Annotated in this window: 11 protein-coding genes and 1 tRNA gene; 8 read left to right on the top strand and 4 right to left on the bottom strand. The window is 60.7% G+C overall.

The features are described 5' to 3' along the window. Positions 1-626 precede the first annotated feature (626 nt). The 3 genes from B2585_RS18720 to B2585_RS18710 are packed head-to-tail and all read left to right on the top strand — an operon-like array spanning position 627 to position 2038. Positions 627-803, top strand: coding sequence for a hypothetical protein (locus B2585_RS18720; RefSeq protein ID WP_292025457.1), 177 nt, complete (start codon positions 627-629; stop codon positions 801-803). Next, entirely contained in the window at positions 790-1806 is a 1017-nt protein-coding gene (locus B2585_RS18715) for a tyrosine-type recombinase/integrase (protein WP_292025456.1), read from the top strand. The genes B2585_RS18720 and B2585_RS18715 overlap by 14 nt, the downstream gene beginning before the upstream one ends. Before the next feature lie 40 nt (positions 1807-1846). Continuing rightward, positions 1847-2038 (top strand): hypothetical protein, encoded by a 192-nt coding sequence (locus B2585_RS18710; RefSeq protein WP_292025455.1) that lies wholly within the window; start codon positions 1847-1849, stop codon positions 2036-2038. 126 nt (positions 2039-2164) lie between these two features. On the opposite strand, the gene B2585_RS18705 is transcribed toward B2585_RS18710, so the two are convergent. Both B2585_RS18705 and B2585_RS18700 read right to left on the bottom strand, forming a co-directional pair. Continuing rightward, positions 2165-2238, bottom strand: a tRNA-Cys gene (locus tag B2585_RS18705). A gap of 88 nt (positions 2239-2326) precedes the next feature. Beyond that, positions 2327-2614 (bottom strand): hypothetical protein, encoded by a 288-nt coding sequence (locus tag B2585_RS18700; RefSeq protein ID WP_339717193.1) that lies wholly within the window; start codon positions 2612-2614, stop codon positions 2327-2329. Positions 2615-3135: 521 nt separating this feature from the next. On the opposite strand from B2585_RS18700, the gene B2585_RS18695 reads away from it, so the two are divergent. Both B2585_RS18695 and B2585_RS18690 read left to right on the top strand, forming a co-directional pair. Then, positions 3136-3999 carry a hypothetical protein gene (locus B2585_RS18695; protein ID WP_292025453.1) on the top strand — a complete coding sequence of 288 codons (864 nt, stop codon included), beginning with the start codon at positions 3136-3138 and terminating at the stop codon, positions 3997-3999. A 49-nt stretch (positions 4000-4048) separates the two neighbouring features. Then, positions 4049-7957, top strand: coding sequence for a hypothetical protein (locus B2585_RS18690; protein ID WP_292025452.1), 3909 nt, complete (start codon positions 4049-4051; stop codon positions 7955-7957). 667 nt (positions 7958-8624) lie between these two features. Here B2585_RS18690 and B2585_RS18685 read toward each other — a convergent pair. Together B2585_RS18685 and B2585_RS18680 are read right to left on the bottom strand one after the other, a co-directional pair. Beyond that, positions 8625-9410 (bottom strand): MAE_28990/MAE_18760 family HEPN-like nuclease, encoded by a 786-nt coding sequence (locus B2585_RS18685; RefSeq protein WP_292025451.1) that lies wholly within the window; start codon positions 9408-9410, stop codon positions 8625-8627. Next, on the bottom strand, positions 9397-10623 hold the full coding sequence (locus tag B2585_RS18680) for a DUF262 domain-containing protein (RefSeq protein ID WP_292025450.1): 1227 nt from the start codon (positions 10621-10623) through the stop codon (positions 9397-9399). Before B2585_RS18680 ends, B2585_RS18685 begins: the two co-directional genes overlap by 14 nt. Before the next feature lie 716 nt (positions 10624-11339). Between B2585_RS18680 and B2585_RS18675 the strand changes: the two genes are divergently transcribed. The 3 genes from B2585_RS18675 to B2585_RS18665 all read left to right on the top strand — a co-directional run bounded on the left by B2585_RS18675 (position 11340) and on the right by B2585_RS18665 (position 14564). After that, a complete protein-coding gene (locus B2585_RS18675; protein ID WP_292025449.1) occupies positions 11340-11993 on the top strand; it encodes a protein-L-isoaspartate O-methyltransferase family protein in 654 nt (217 codons plus the stop codon). Between the two features lie 61 nt (positions 11994-12054). Further along, positions 12055-13479: a TolC family outer membrane protein gene (locus B2585_RS18670; protein WP_292025448.1), complete on the top strand. Its 1425-nt coding sequence runs from the start codon at positions 12055-12057 to the stop codon at positions 13477-13479. Positions 13480-13592: 113 nt separating this feature from the next. Further along, the gene (locus B2585_RS18665; protein ID WP_292025446.1) at positions 13593-14564 is read left to right on the top strand and encodes a hypothetical protein; all 972 of its coding nucleotides are present in this window, start codon (positions 13593-13595) and stop codon (positions 14562-14564) included. The last annotated feature ends 66 nt before the right edge of the window (positions 14565-14630 follow it).

Raw genomic sequence — 14630 nt, 5'->3', positions numbered from 1 at the left:
TAGACGCCCCTAGAGGCTCGCCGATGGCTTTCAGGGCCGCAACGGCCCGCAAGAGGCGAGAAGATCGCTCAGGGGCCTGTCTTGCGAGGCCTGACGTTACCGCGACCCAATAGCCCGTAAAACAGGACCCTGAGAGCGGCTCTCAGCACAGCTCCGGCCCTCCGTAGATTCCATCTATCGGAGGAGGGCCGGGGCGGGCAAAAAGCACCATTCTTGTATGACTATGCACTTAGTGACACGCTACCGCCTCGAATTGTCGGACCAAGGACGACCGCTCTTGGTTCGCGTAGCGTGTCACAAGTGCCAGAAACGGGCTGGAAGAGCGGCTTCGAATGAGCCGCGACTTCGCGTTCTTGCGTGCCGTTTTGCGCTTCGGGAAAGTCCAGAAAATTTTTCGCTGAGCGTTGCGAAACACTCCCGCATGGTGCGGTGGCGCAACAAATGTCCTATGCACTTAGTGACACGCTCCGCCAACCTGGGCCTAAATCGCCAGACCTTTCTTGCTCGCTGAATCCGGCCTTCTTAGAATTCACCCACGCCGAGTTTGCATGCCGCTACCAAGCGCATTCACCTCATATGGGTGCGCAAGCTTCGGCCCGGCAATGCCGACTACTGAGGGTGGATTGATGGCGGGAATGAAGATCGAGGAAAAGGCGCTTTCCTTGCTCCGTGCGTTCGAAGGGTCTGGAAGGCCCGTGAGCAGCATAGTGATCGATGGCCGCAAGATCGAAGTCGTTCTTCGTCAATCTCTTCACGAGCGAGACGAATTCGAGGGGATAGATATGCGGCATGGCAAAACGTGAGCTGCCCAAACACGTCTACAGACAGCGCAACGGATTGTATTTCCAACGGCGGGGCTGGAAGACCCGGAAGATCAAGGCTGACTTCGGGACGCCGGACTTCTGGAAAGAGTACGCGGACCTGATCGCGGGTATGTATGGAGCGCCGAAGGTGTCCACTCGGACATTCGGGGCGCTGATAAAGGACTATCACAAATCGCCCAGGTATCGGCGTCTCAAGCCCCGCACTGCGCTGGACTACGATAAGTATCTCGACTTTTTCCAGGCGATCATGGCGGACGCCAATCCTGCAAATATGCAGCGTAAGGACGTCATTCGGCTGCGGGATACCAATGCGGAAAAGCCGTACTTCGCAAACTACTCGTTGCGCGTTCTGCGAGTGCTCATGGAGCACTGCGTCGATCTAGGCTGGCGCGAGACGAACCCAGCGAAAGGGGTTCCTGAGATCAAGACGGAGAAGGCCGGGCGCGAGCCTTGGCCGCGTGAGCTTCTTGAAGCTTTCCGGAGCGAGTGTGTTATCGGCACTCGGGAACGACTCGTCATGGAATTGTGCGTCGGTACCGGTCAACGGATCGGTGACGTGCTCGAAATGCGCTGGTCTGATATTCAGGACGGCGCAATCGTGGTGAAGCAAAGCAAGACCGGCAAAGAGCTATGGGTGCCGATCCTGCCCGAGCTTCAAGCCGCGCTCGATGTCGCGAGCCGCCATTCCGTTTACCTGGTGACGAATGAGCGCGGTACAAACCGGTGGTCCTATCGCGGTGCATCACACGCGGTTAGGACCGTGCGGGAGAAGATCGGCGCGCTGGACTATGACATCCATAGCTGGCGCTACAATGCGGCGTGCGAGCTGCTGGAAGCTGGCTGTGAGGACGATCTGATCGCATCGGTGACGGGGCAAAGCCCCGCAATGGTGCTTCACTACACCAAGAAGGTTCGCCAGCGCCTCCGCGCGACCCAAGCCCAGACCATGCGGGCACAGAACAACCCGCCAAGGGCGCGTTGACTATCATGCGCACCGCATTTGGCAATCGCGGGGGCCAATCTTGGAAGCCTTAGTAAATCTGATCCTCTTCGGCCTCTTCGCCTTTCTCGTCGTCTGGGTCTACTTCTTCCTGCCCGCGGGTATGGCCTCCCGCCGCAACCGCAGCCCGGTCATCTGGGTCTTGATTTCGTTGGTAGGAAGACCACTCCTCGCGATTTTGCTCCTGCTCGCCTTGGGTGAAGATCGCTCCTGAGTGCGCCGTTCGCCATCGTCACTCGAGGCCGGAGAACGTGAACAGAACAAAAACAGAATGTTTAGACAAATGTTTAGACGCTCTCGCGCCGGAGCGCGAAAAATCGTCTAAGTCATTGAAAGTAAATGGAGGCGAGTACCGGAATCGAACCGGTGTACACGGATTTGCAATCCGCTGCGTCACCACTCCGCCAACTCGCCGAAGTGAAGGGTTTGATAGGGTTCAGGGCCGAGGGCGTCAAGCGGTTATCAGGCGAGTTTTCAGGTTTCCTTTCTGTGCCTGCTCTGTTCACTGAAGCTTTTCCCAAGCCTGCTGTGCCCGCATCATTTTCCGAGCCTGGCCGGCATATTTCCGGATCATGTCTTTGGAACTGTGCCCGCTGTAGCTCGCAATCTCGTCGTCATCGCATCCGGCCGAAGCCAGTTCCATCACGCCACGATAGCGGAGCGCGTGGTCGAAAAGGTCGAGGCGATTGCGTTCGGCACTCATGATATGTGCCATGTGGCGACAGTCCATGGGCGACCCACTGCGACGGGTCAGGATCGTCAGCCCGTCGTGAGCCGCACTGTCCAGCAAGGCTTTGAGCAGCCCTGTGCGTTGGAACCACAGGGCCTTGTCGGTCTTGCCCTATGTGAGTCGAAGTCTCATGCCATCATAGTCGTTCAAGCGGAATCTTGTCCAATCGCTGGCGCGCTGCACACTACCGACACCAAGTTCGACAATCAGTCGGGGCAGAGGTGCGGCCACAACCCGCCATTTCTGCACCGCTCAATCCGGCCAAGGGATAAGCGGTTGTTCGTTCGACCCCAGGCCTCTGCTTTTTGCAAGTACTTCGGGCGGCAAAGGCCGCGATTTAAATCGGCAGCACCTGTTGCTTGCGCGCCCCTGTTTGGCCGCTGACGGTGCGTGTGATACAATTGGTCCATTACGGGTCCAGCGGATCGGGATGTGACCTCAAGATGTTTAGCAAAGCCATTCTTGCAACCCTCGGCTTCGTTTTCAGCTATGGAAGCGTGTACGCCCAGAATACTCCGAGTGATTTCCCGGGCCTGACCGAGGCGCGTGAAGCTGTCAAAAGACACCTTCCAACCCGGCAGATGCACTGGATTCTGTTCGGAGCCGGGAAGGGCAACACGCCCTTCGTCGCTTACTGTGCCGACTATGTCGGGGCACGGTCCGATCTCCAGGGTCTCGTCGTTGCCGCGCGCCCGAACTCGCGCGCCTTGTCTTTCTTCACGTCGGTTACGTCCCGTCAGGCACAGGTCCTGCCGTCGGACATGCTGGATACGGCCATCGAGACCGACATCATCGACTGCGTCGGCTTCGGCGGCGATCCCGCACCTGGCTCTTCCAGCTCTCAGGCCGGGGCGGCGCTGTACGACCTGGAGGAAATCCGGCAGGTTGCGGCCCGGCTCGGCGTCCCGCTCGACGACGACACGTTCCATACGCGACCCGGCGTCACTGGCTGGTACCTCTACCGCGTGGTGAACGGGGACGTGCTGCAAACCCAGCAATTCCTGCGGAGCGTTCGTATCGAGAGTCAGCGTCGCAACCAGCCCGCCTTCGACCACTTCGCGGGTTTCCTCGCCGTCCGGGCGTTCGAGCGTGTGGCCGACCCCACCGTGCTTGCACAGGCTGGAGAAGGGCGCGCGGCGCGCGGTGAGTGTCAGGAAGATTACATGATCGAGTTCTGCAAAGGCATCCAGATGGAGCTGAAGCGGATGGGCGTCTATACCGGCGCCATCGACGGTATTATCGGGGGCGGGACTCAGGCCGCGATCCGCCGTATCGCTGACACGCGACCTGCCGCGAACCCGGCCGACCTGATCTCGATGAACGACATGATCGGCCCGCCCGGCGGCAGCCCGCCTGCTGACGCTCCGGCGAACGCGCCGGCATCTCCAGCGTCGTCCGGGTCAGATGGCGACCTGCTCGGCGCCGGGTCGCTCGATGATTTCTAGGGCGATCTTTCCGCTCCTGACCATTTGGGTCGCCTGCGTCATATCCCTGATGGTCGCCGCGCCCCTGACCGCCCAAACGAGGTTCTCCAGCGTCCTCGACGGTGTGGGCCGACCGAATGCCGTCAAGATCAGCTATCCGGTGGACCCTTGTGGCGATCTCTACGCGGCATTGTCGTCGCGGCTCGCCGAAACGGAACTCAGGTTCGAGAAAGCGACCCTCGATACCGAGACCTTCTTTCTGCATTTTTGCAACCAGAAGAAGGATCAGTGGATCGCACAGGTCACCGAAGCCGTCACGGGGCCGGTGACCTCGCTTCAAACGCAGCTCAACGCGGCGGTGGATCGGGAGATCGGCGAACTCACGGGCGGGTTCTGGAAGTTCGTGGCCGAACAACTCTACCCGCTCCTGCCACCGGAAGCGCAGGCGCGGTACGCGCCCGGCTCGCCCGAGATGCAGGCGATGGCCGTGGAGTGGCTGAACAACGCTCCTGCCGAGGCGCAGGCCTACGCGCTCGCCTATTTCACGTCGGGCGAGGAAAACGCGTGGGTCCTGTCGGCGTGGAAAACTTATGTGGACCTGACGAACGGCCAGTCCGCCGAGATCATCGCGGGCCTGCGGGGGCTGGCAACCACCGCACAGACGCGGGTGAACCAGCTTCTTCGTGCGGGGGAGGAGCTGGACGCGGCGCCGCCCAGCACGCCCACCGCGGATGTGTTGAGCAAGGTTGGGCTGTCCGGGGAATGGCTGGACCGGTTCAAATCACGCGAGGGCGAGTTGCGTGCGTTGAACGAGACCTATGAGATCGGGCGGGCGGTCTCGGTGATCTACTCCGCCGTGGGGACCGAAGAACCCGTGTCCCAGGTGCAGGCGTTCTTCGGCCTGATGCGGATCGGCGGAGAGGTCGCGGGCAAGGTGGGCGGACCTCTCACTCAGTTCATGGGCGACATCGTCCTCGCCTATGCAGACGCTGCTGATCAACTGCTCGCAGCGACCCTCGCGCTCGAACAGAAGATCAACAAGCGCAACGGATTCTGCCTTGGTGTCGGCGTGCCGTCGCGCGACCCGAAGGCGACATTCTTCAACGACAAGGGGCTTCTGGCCTGTCCGCTGAAATACGGCACGTGGCCGTTCAAGCACGTCTACGTCACGCAAGGGGCCCAGACCCCGGTCTACTATTTCTACAACGGCCAAAGCTTCATCGAAGGCACCAACGCCACGGGGCGAAAGGGCGTCCTTGCTGCAATGGAGTTGATCGACGCGGGCGTCGAGTTCGGCTATCCGATCACCCGCGATCCGGACGGGCATGTGAACCGCATCGGGTCCGTTTACAACACGTCGCCGCCGGGCGGTCCTATCGCGCTTCTGGAGGAGGCGCGGGAGATCGTCGAAGAGATCGAAGGGGGCATGGACGCGATCCGGACCCTCGTGCTGCCAGGCGACCGTTGTTCGCTGGACCAGATCGTTTCGTCCGCCGCGGCTGCGATGGGCGAAACGCCGGAAAGCCTCGCCCGACCGCTGGCCGAGGGGGGCGAACGGCTCGCCAAGGTCATCGCGGCCTCCTTTGTCGCCTTCGAAGGCGGGTTCGGGCCCGCTGTGCGCCGCGGGGGCGCGGCGATGGAGACCTATTCGGACCTTGCCGAGAAACTGGGCGGCCTGTCCGTCGTGATCCTTGAGGGCCGCGTGCTCGACGAGGACGGCCGTCCGGTCCCCGGCGCGATCCTGAACGTGTCGGTATCCAACGGGGAAGAAGTTCGGGGCTGCGAGGCGTGGCAAGCGGACCTGTCCGGGCGCTTCTCGATCACGGCTCTGTCGACGGGACGGTTTCCCGTCGTGACTGCCTCTGCCGAGGCGACTGCGGGCCGAGGCTCGAGCGAGACCTTCCGGCGTGGCTACGTCCGGCGTAATGCGCTGTTCTACGAACGCAGAAACGGCGGCATAACCGCGCGCACAGAGATCGCACTTACAGTACCGGCAGAAGAGGCGGACGATCCGGACCCGGCGGAGGGCGAGGACACCGGGGGCGGGGCGACGGTCGGCCCGACACCCGACGAGCCGGAGCCCGAAACGCCGAACCCTGAGGTCATCGCCGCCTGTGCCGCGCTCGAACGCGGCCTCGTCGAGACGGAGGCGCAGCTTCTGTCGGCTGGAGACATGCTGTTCAACCGGGTCTCCCAACGGATCGACCCTCATGCCGAGGCGACGGGTCAGGGCGCTCTTTGCGAACCGCCGCTCGGCAATCGACTCGCGGACCTGCGCAACAGGGTGGATGAAGCCCGGCGTGTCACACAACTCGCACGCGACGCTTTGCAGGGGTGCGATCCCGGCGCCCTTGCCCGGGCGACGTCTGAAATCGCAGCGCTTTCTGGTGTACGTCTCGGAGCGTTGGGTGATCACGTCAGGCAGGCACGCACACTGGTCGATACCTTCGAGACGGCGCGCAGCGCTTACCAGTCCAACCAGCTCGAACCGGCAGCCTCCGGCCTGAGACGTGTGCTGGACATCTCGCGGTCCGCCAACCCGCCGCTCTGCGCGGCCTTCGCTGATCGCGCGCAGAGAGGTCTCGACCAGATCGCCACGCTGGAAGCTTTCCGCGCGCGCGTGGACGCTGCCATCGCGGCCTGTGATACCCCGCTCATGGCGCAGCTCTCCGAGGCCAGCCAAGGACGTGACCATCCGATGTTCCGGGATGAGATCGCTCGGATGGCGTCAGCGAGGAAGCAGTGTGACGCGGCCGACCAGGAAGCAGCTGGTGCCAGGGCATTGTGTTCGGCCTTGACGGTGCGCCTGGACTCGGCACGTGCGGACTACCGCGCTAACCAGCTGGGCCGGGCCGACGCGAAACTGGCCGAGTTGAGGGCGGCCCTGAATGGGCGTGCGGGGCAATGCGACGGGATGCTGTCCCGGGTGAACGCCGGGCTGTCAAACATTGCAAAGTTGCGCACGCTCGAAGGTCAGCTCTCGGCCGCGATGTCTGCTTGCGATACCGGGACGATGGACCGGATCGAGACACGGGCGCGGGGCGAGGGGCACCTCTGGTTCCAGACCGCTCTGACGCGCATCGCCAGCGCACGCCGCAGCTGCGAGGCACAAGCCAGCCGCCCGAACGTATCCGACCCATGTGCGGAGCTTTCCCGTATGGAGGGCTACGTGGCGACCGCGGCTGATCGCGGGAACTGGGGCGAGGCCCGCGACCTGCTGGCCCGTGCCATGAGCCTTGCTTCGATGCCGGAGGCCCTCTCGGACTGTCCCGAGCAACGCAGCCGGGTTCAAGGGGCTGTTTCCGCCATCGCGACGCTTCAGGGGGCCATAGCAGACGTCGACCGCGCGGTTGCGTCGTGTTCCGGCGATTTCGATGCCTTGGCAGTGCGGCTTGACGGGATTTCCTACAACGTGGCGGCCCTCGACCGCGCCCGGGCACGTCTGGATGCGGCACGGCGAGATTGTGCCTCGGTTGGTCAGGAAAGCGTGGAAACCCGTCCGGCACCAGCCGCTGCACCGACGCTGGTTCCGGGCGGAAATAGCCTGACGTTCGACGGCTCGTGGCGTGGCACCGGACAGATCAGCATAAGTGCGGAAGGCAAAACCTTCCCGCTACCGCTCGAGATCAGGATCTCAGTGCAGAACGGAGTCGCTGGTGGAGACATCCTTACGGAGAGTGGTGGAATGCCGGTCGAAGGTCGCGTGTCCGGGGATACGCTGATGCTGGAGGGGTTCATGTCCCAGGACGGCGTGAGCGTCGCGGTGACTTACCAGGTGACGCTGACAGGTGAGAACTCGATGAGCGCCCAAGGCACGGCCCGGATGCCGGACATGGCCTGTGCTTTGTCAGGGATCGGTGAGGCCATAGGTGGTGCCATAGCCGGGGCCACGTCGCTGGGATTGATCGAAGAGGACGAACCCGAAGAGCCCGATTGCCCGACGGCCAACTACGACAGTCGTTGGACGGCAACGCGGTAAGCCTGAGATTGGATGAGGGCGAATCCGACCTCCGCGCCGGTGCCATAGCGCTGTGGAGGCAATCTCCAGGTTCAGGCTCAGATTCGAATCTCAGAGTCAGCCGGTCAATAGAGGGCCATCGGCGCCGGGCCTTGGCGCGCAGGTCAAGAACCAGAGCGCAGGTCCCAGTGGTGTTGAAAGGTGTACACGTATTTTTAGCAGTAAATCAGGGGCTTGCGGGGCCAACCGTCTCGAACCAATTCCGACTTATGTCCAGGAAAGGAACCATTTCAACAGGCCGCGAATGATGTACGGCTCTACGCGTGGAAGGCGGAAAAGTCGCATGGTCCCGCGGAATTGGAGTTGTGTAAGCAATGCCGTCCCCTGACGTTTCTGTCATGAGGTTGACCACGCCGCACTTGCACTAGATCGGCGAACGGCCCATAGCTGCCGTTCCCCCAGCCGTAAACGCGCGACCGCATTGGGTTGCCAAGAGCGCCTGCAACGGCGATCAGCTTGATCGGAGTATTGCTATACTAAGGCCGTCGGTTCACACCGTCGCAAGCCAAGGCAAAATGCTCCGGACGGTTAAGTGCGCTCAGGATTGCGGTCGTCGCACATAAATTTTGCCAAGTATTGTGAGACATTAAAAAGCAATATCCGTTGCGAAGGTACGCCAAATTGCTGGCTAAACGATACAAGGCCTCGCAAGTTCGTCCAGAGCTTCAATCATGGCCTCCAAAAAATCGATTGCCCCATTCAGGTCAGATTGTTCTACAGTGGCGCTTAAATCGCCATGGATCAGAGTATTTCTTACCCCAACCACTTCCTGAAGCTTGTCTTTAGCAAGCTTGGCTGCTGATGTATGGCGCGCCTCTCCAAACACTTTCTTAATCGCTCCGCTTCGACCCACACCCGGATTGAACGGTTCTGGGAGGCCAATCTTTTCGAATAGGTTTTCCAATCGATCAGGCGTCACATTCCCCATCATCAATGTGAATACTTCGGGCATGATCGAAAATGTGTCGAAATCGGAAAAACACTGCCCCAATGCATTTGTAAGGCGGCCGAAGTCGAACTTCTGGCCGGCGAGCGTCCCTGTCTTCATGTGCTGAAGGATTTGGCCGGACAAGTGAATGTGCTGAAGGCGAAAGTTTTCTGGCAACTCGGAATATTTCGTGGCCTTAGAGGCCATGTTCTCTGCGACTATCGAGGAGAGGTCTCGGACATATGCCTCAAAAATGGAATTGGCCTGAACGAAGAGGCCACGGTAGAGAGCGGCTGGAGGGGTGGCTTTGAGCCTCGCCGCTTCAGTCAGACGCGCCCGAACTGCCGCATCGTATCCGAACGCACCCATAAGTTCACCATTTCGTCCAATAATGATCTCAGAGAAAAACTGCCGAACAGCTAAAGTTTCGCGAAGTTCCGATAAATATGAGAATGCGCGCTTTTTTGCGCTATCAAGCTGCGCCATTGCCGATCACGCCCTGGATGGCGGCTATTACCGCGGCAATCCGTTCTTTGATCGTGGCAGCCGTGTTCCCGCGGCCGACCATAAGTTCGTATGTCTCGCGGTCCGGTTGTGCCAAATTCATAACAGCTTCCTTTATCGCAGGAGCTGAGGCGCGAATATCCTCAGCGCGATCGAAGAGCCTAAAAAGTGCAATTATTTGTGCATCATAGAGCGGTTTCGACAGCTTCCCTTTTCCATCACCAACGCCGGGCAACCGGAAAGCATCATCTCCGAAAACCTCACTGGCAAGGGACAGCGTATCAAGAAACTGCCCTTTTGAGATTTCAATCTGCTCTTCCTTCATATTCCGATTAGACTTCATAGCAGCATCAAGCATTGAGCGAACCGAGCCAGAAATTCTGTCATCTTGTTGAAACGCGAAGAACCGCAAAACAATCTCAACATCAGTCATTCGTTTATATAGGACATTCTTCTTGAGGGCCTCTGCAACGCTTCCGTCAGCCAGTGTATTTTCTTCGTGATCAGGAATGCCCCAACTGTCCGTAAATGACTTTTCCTTCGAAAGAGTTATAATCATATCATTGAAGGGGCCTGAATAAAGCGAATTTCTAAGCTCCTGTGCGTTCAACTGTTCCCCACCAGTATTTAGCCTTTCGAATACCTGAGCTCTAAGTTCAATGCTGTTGTCTTCTCCCCCGGATGTATCGGACATCAATGTGATGGCAGAAATCTTGGCGCGTTCTAACCCCCGGCGCACAAGTGGTGGTAGCTGTGCGTAAGTCCGGCCATTCAAGGCAGCCCAAATCTTCAGACCTTCCAGCTCGAAGCTCCCTGCCCAGAACTCGGAAATCGCATTGAGGCGCTGCTGACCATCCATGACCTCGAATTTCCCGAGGGTCTTCTCATAAAGAAAAATCGGCGGAACGGGGATGTTCATGATAAAGCTCTCGATGAGCTTGCTTTTCTTCTTATTGTCCCATCGAAGACGACGCTGATACTCTGGCCTCAGGTTGGTCCATACACGGCTCTCGCTGGTGCCTTGAATGAAGTCGAGGACATGTGACAGGAAGATGTCGTTCTTTTCCTGTACGACCCTGAGACGCCCAATCTCAAAGTGCTTTTCGATCTCTTTGTCTGAAGCGCCGGCCGGGATGACCATGTTCCCGACATCAAGCGGTTCGTCGTCGTCTTGGAGGCCCTCGATTTCAGCCATTTAGTTCGACCTTTTTCGCCATTCACCAATTAGCTTTATACCACATGTTCTTTTTGACCATGCAGGATTAGGCTTGTTGCGCACGTTATTGGCGAGCGTATAGCGAAGATCTCGGCGGCGAAAGGCACAAAATTCTATATAGCGGACCTCCGTGTACGGAGCCGCGAACGGCAGTTACCCGCCCAGATTGAAAGCCCGCCTTGCTAAGGCGGAAAGTTCACCATCAGCATCTAGCGGCGCTCTGCGCGACAAGGCCCGATCTTGCTTGGTCACGTTCGTATTAATCTGCTGGGACCGAACAGCGCTCCGCCAAGTATTCCGTGCGCCAGTATCTGAGACGATTCAGCATTGAAGACCCGATCGAGCCAAATCAAAAGGGCATTCGGGTTTGCTTCACAGCCCAGTCCGAACTTGAACTGCAACGAGCACTTTGGCGCCGGATCGGTGCCGAAGGATACAATTGTGCGGTTTTCAGTTTCTGCCATTGTTCGGCATCTGTCCCGATAGCCAAGGCTACCTGATATGATGAATTTTCTTGGGAAATTGACGGATCTGCAATCCGCAGCGTGACCACTCCGCCAACTCGCCGAAGGGTGCGGGGAAATCTCACGGGCGCCGACTGTGCAAGGGGGGTCGCGAGGCGCTTGGCGTTGCGGCCCCCGGGTTTCTGTGGCAAGACCCACGAAGAGCTACGGAGCCAGACAGGACGCCTTCCCATGAGCGACTTCGAGACACGCCGCCGCATGATGGTCGACACACAGGTTCGGCCGTCCGACGTGACCAAATACCCCATCATTGACGCCATGTTGAGCGTGCCGCGCGAGGACTTCGTGCCGGACGATCAGCGCGAGGCGGCCTATAGCGAGACGCAGATCTCGCTGGCGCCGGGGCGGGTTCTGCTGGAAGCGCGGTGTTTCGCGAAACTCCTCGATGTCCTGTCGATCCAGCCCGACGAACTGGTGCTCGTTGTGGCGGCCGGTCTCGGTTACGGCGCGGCGGTTCTGGCCCAGCTTGGCGATTTCGTTGTCGCGCTGGAAGAAGACGATGGGCTCGCAGGCGAGGCCGAGTCGCGTCTGGCGGGTGAGGGGGTCGACAATGTGGCCGTCATCAACGAGGCGCTGACCGCCGGGGCGTCCAAGCATGGCCCCTACGATGTGATCCTCATCGAGGGCGCGGTGGAGACGGTACCGCAAGTGATCCTTGACCAACTGCGTGAAAATGGTCGCATTGCCACTATTTTTTCCGAGGACAATCTTGGAATCGCGAAAATCGGGCACAAGATTGATGGAGCCGTAAACTGGCGCTTTGCATTCAACGCATCTGCACCGGTCCTGCCGGGGTTCACGGCGACAAAAGAATTCGCGCTCTGAGGCGCGACGCCACAGGGACGAGAGTACCATGCAAAATATTAAGTCGGGTCTTGTCAGGCGCGTGACGGCCATTTGCCTGTCGGCATTGCTGGTCTTGGCCCCTGTCGCGGCCAGCGCCGAGACGCTGGCCGACGCGATGGTCGCAGCCTACAAGAACTCCGGTCTTCTCGACCAGCAGCGCGCACTTTTGCGGGCCGAGGACGAGAACGTCGCTGTGGCCGTTTCGGCCCTTCGCCCGGTTCTGTCTTATACAGCGCAGGGATCGTGGAACTTCAACAACCCGTCAGTGGGCGGCACGACGCCTGCGGCCTCGGAATCGGTCAGCGGATCTCTCGCCCTGACGGCATCGCTCCTGCTGTTCGATTTCGGCGCGACCGACAAGCGGATCGAGATCGCGCGGGAAAACGTGCTGATGACGCGTGAGGCGCTGGTGGGCGTGGAGCAGAACGTGCTGCTCAATGCCGTGAACGCCTATCTCAATGTGTTGTCGGCCAGTGACACCGTTGCCCTTCAGGCCAACTCTGTGCGCCTCATCACGCAGGAGCTGCGCGCGGCGCGCGACCGGTTCGAGGTGGGTGAGATCACGCAGACCGACGTGTCGCTCGCCGAGGCACGGCTGGCGGCATCGCGGGCTGCCGAAGCGTCTGCGCAGGGCAACCTCCTTGTCGCGCGCGAGGCCTACAAGGCCGCGGTCGGCCGGATGCCGGGGCGTCTGTCACCGCCGCCGAACCCGCCTTCGGTCCCCTCGACTGTCGAGGCCGCCAAGTCGCAAGCGCGGGGACGTCACCCCGACATCAAGGCGGCGCAGCGTTCGGTGAGCGTGGCCGAGATGTCCATCGAACTGGCCAAGCGCAGCACGATGCCAACGCTGAACGCGCAGGTGCAGGCGACGACCGGTCTGCGCTCCACGACGACCTATTCCCCACCGCCGATCGGGACCACGACGTCGAGCGGGCCGAACGCGGGCGTCTCGGGCAGCCTCACGCTTTCGGGGCCGATCTATTCGGGCGGGCGGCTGTCGGCACTTTACCGGCAAGCGCTTGCGCAGGCCGAGGCTGCGCGGGCTGGCCTTCACGTCACGGTGCTGAACGTAGAGCAGGCGGTGGGCAATGCCTGGGCCCAGCTTGCCATCGCTACGGCCAGTCTTCAGGCGACGGATCGGCAGATTCGTGCCAGTACGGTCGCCTTGCGCGGCGCGCGCGAGGAGGCGACGCTCGGTGCACGCACAACGCTCGACGTGTTGAACGCGGAGCAGGAGTTGCTGGATGCGCGGTCTTCGGCGATCCAGGCCCGGTATGACCAGTACCTTGCGATCTACAATCTCCTTGCGGCCATGGGCCTGCTGACCGCCGACCACCTGCGTCTGGGGATCGCCACCTACGACCCGTCTGCGTACTTCAACACGGTCCAAAATGCGCCGTTGCGTACGGTGAGCCCTCAGGGCGAAAAGCTGGACCATATCCTCGAAGCGCTCGGAAAACGCTGAGATTTTAAGGGTTTCCTAACTGAAGCGTGGGTTAATGCGCATGTGCGGATTGCCCCAGAGGGCTGCGCTGGGTATTCTGTGGACCGGGGCTAGATCGAGGCGGTAACGAATCCATGTCGGAACCTGTAACCAATGCGGAAATCGAGGACGTGCTGTCGGCAGTCCGGCGGCTTGTCTCGGAAACCGGTGCGCCGCGGCGTGAGGAACGTGCGAGCGAGATGGCCAGCAAACTTGTCCTGACGCCCGCATTCCGCGTCGACACGGCGCCGGCGGCCGAGCCGGAAGTGGCGCCGGTGCCGGAAGCGCCGATGGAAGAGGACGTGCCCGAAACGCGCGATTTTTCCGTCGAGACTCTGGTGCATGATGCCGTGGAGACGTCCGATACGCCGGACACTGACGCGAAGCAAACGCCGACGCCCGATGATAGTCATCCGGACCCGCTCAACGCGGCGCTTGCCGCTTTGAGCGGAGAAACCACCACCCACGAGGCGCCGGAACAGGAGCCTGTGGCGGACACCGTCGCGCCGCAGGAGGACGTGGCCGGGATCACCGAGTCACTCGAAGATCGGATCGCGGAACTTGAGGCCGTGGTCACATCTCCTGCGTCGGAAGATTGGGAGCCTGACGGGTCCGAGGAGCCGGATACGCCCAAGACGGTCCTGTTTCGTCATACCTCGCCCTTCGACAGGCCCGCTGCGGCGGAGTCGGAGGCAGACGCGCTCGCAGAGGAGGCGTCGGAGGCTGAAGACCACTTCGACGATCTGAGCGCGGCGTCCGAGGCGACCGACTGGGAAGATGTCGAGGACGAGAACATCGCGTTTTCCTCTGAGAGCGAGACACTAGAAACGGAAGACAACACGCTCTACGCCGACGCTGATTACAACGATCCGGACGTCGCGGCTGGTTTGAGCGGCGACGAATCCCCGGATGACATGGTGATCGACGAGGACATGCTGCGCGAGATCGTGGGACGGCTGGTGCGCGAGGAGCTTCAGGGCACCATGGGCGAGCGGATCACGCGTAACCTGCGCCGCATGGTCCGGCGCGAGATCGCCCGCGCGATGGCGCTCAAGGACTTCGACTAAGTTTTCCAAGATAGCGGCGCGCCTTCGGCGCAAGTCCATGCCTCGCGCCTGTCCGGTGGACAGGCG

It is taken from the genome of Maritimibacter sp. UBA3975, from assembly GCF_002384975.1.
Taxonomy (GTDB): domain Bacteria; phylum Pseudomonadota; class Alphaproteobacteria; order Rhodobacterales; family Rhodobacteraceae; genus Maritimibacter.
The sequence above is the reverse complement of the archived record's forward strand: the minus strand, read 5'-3'. Positions and strand labels throughout refer to the sequence as shown.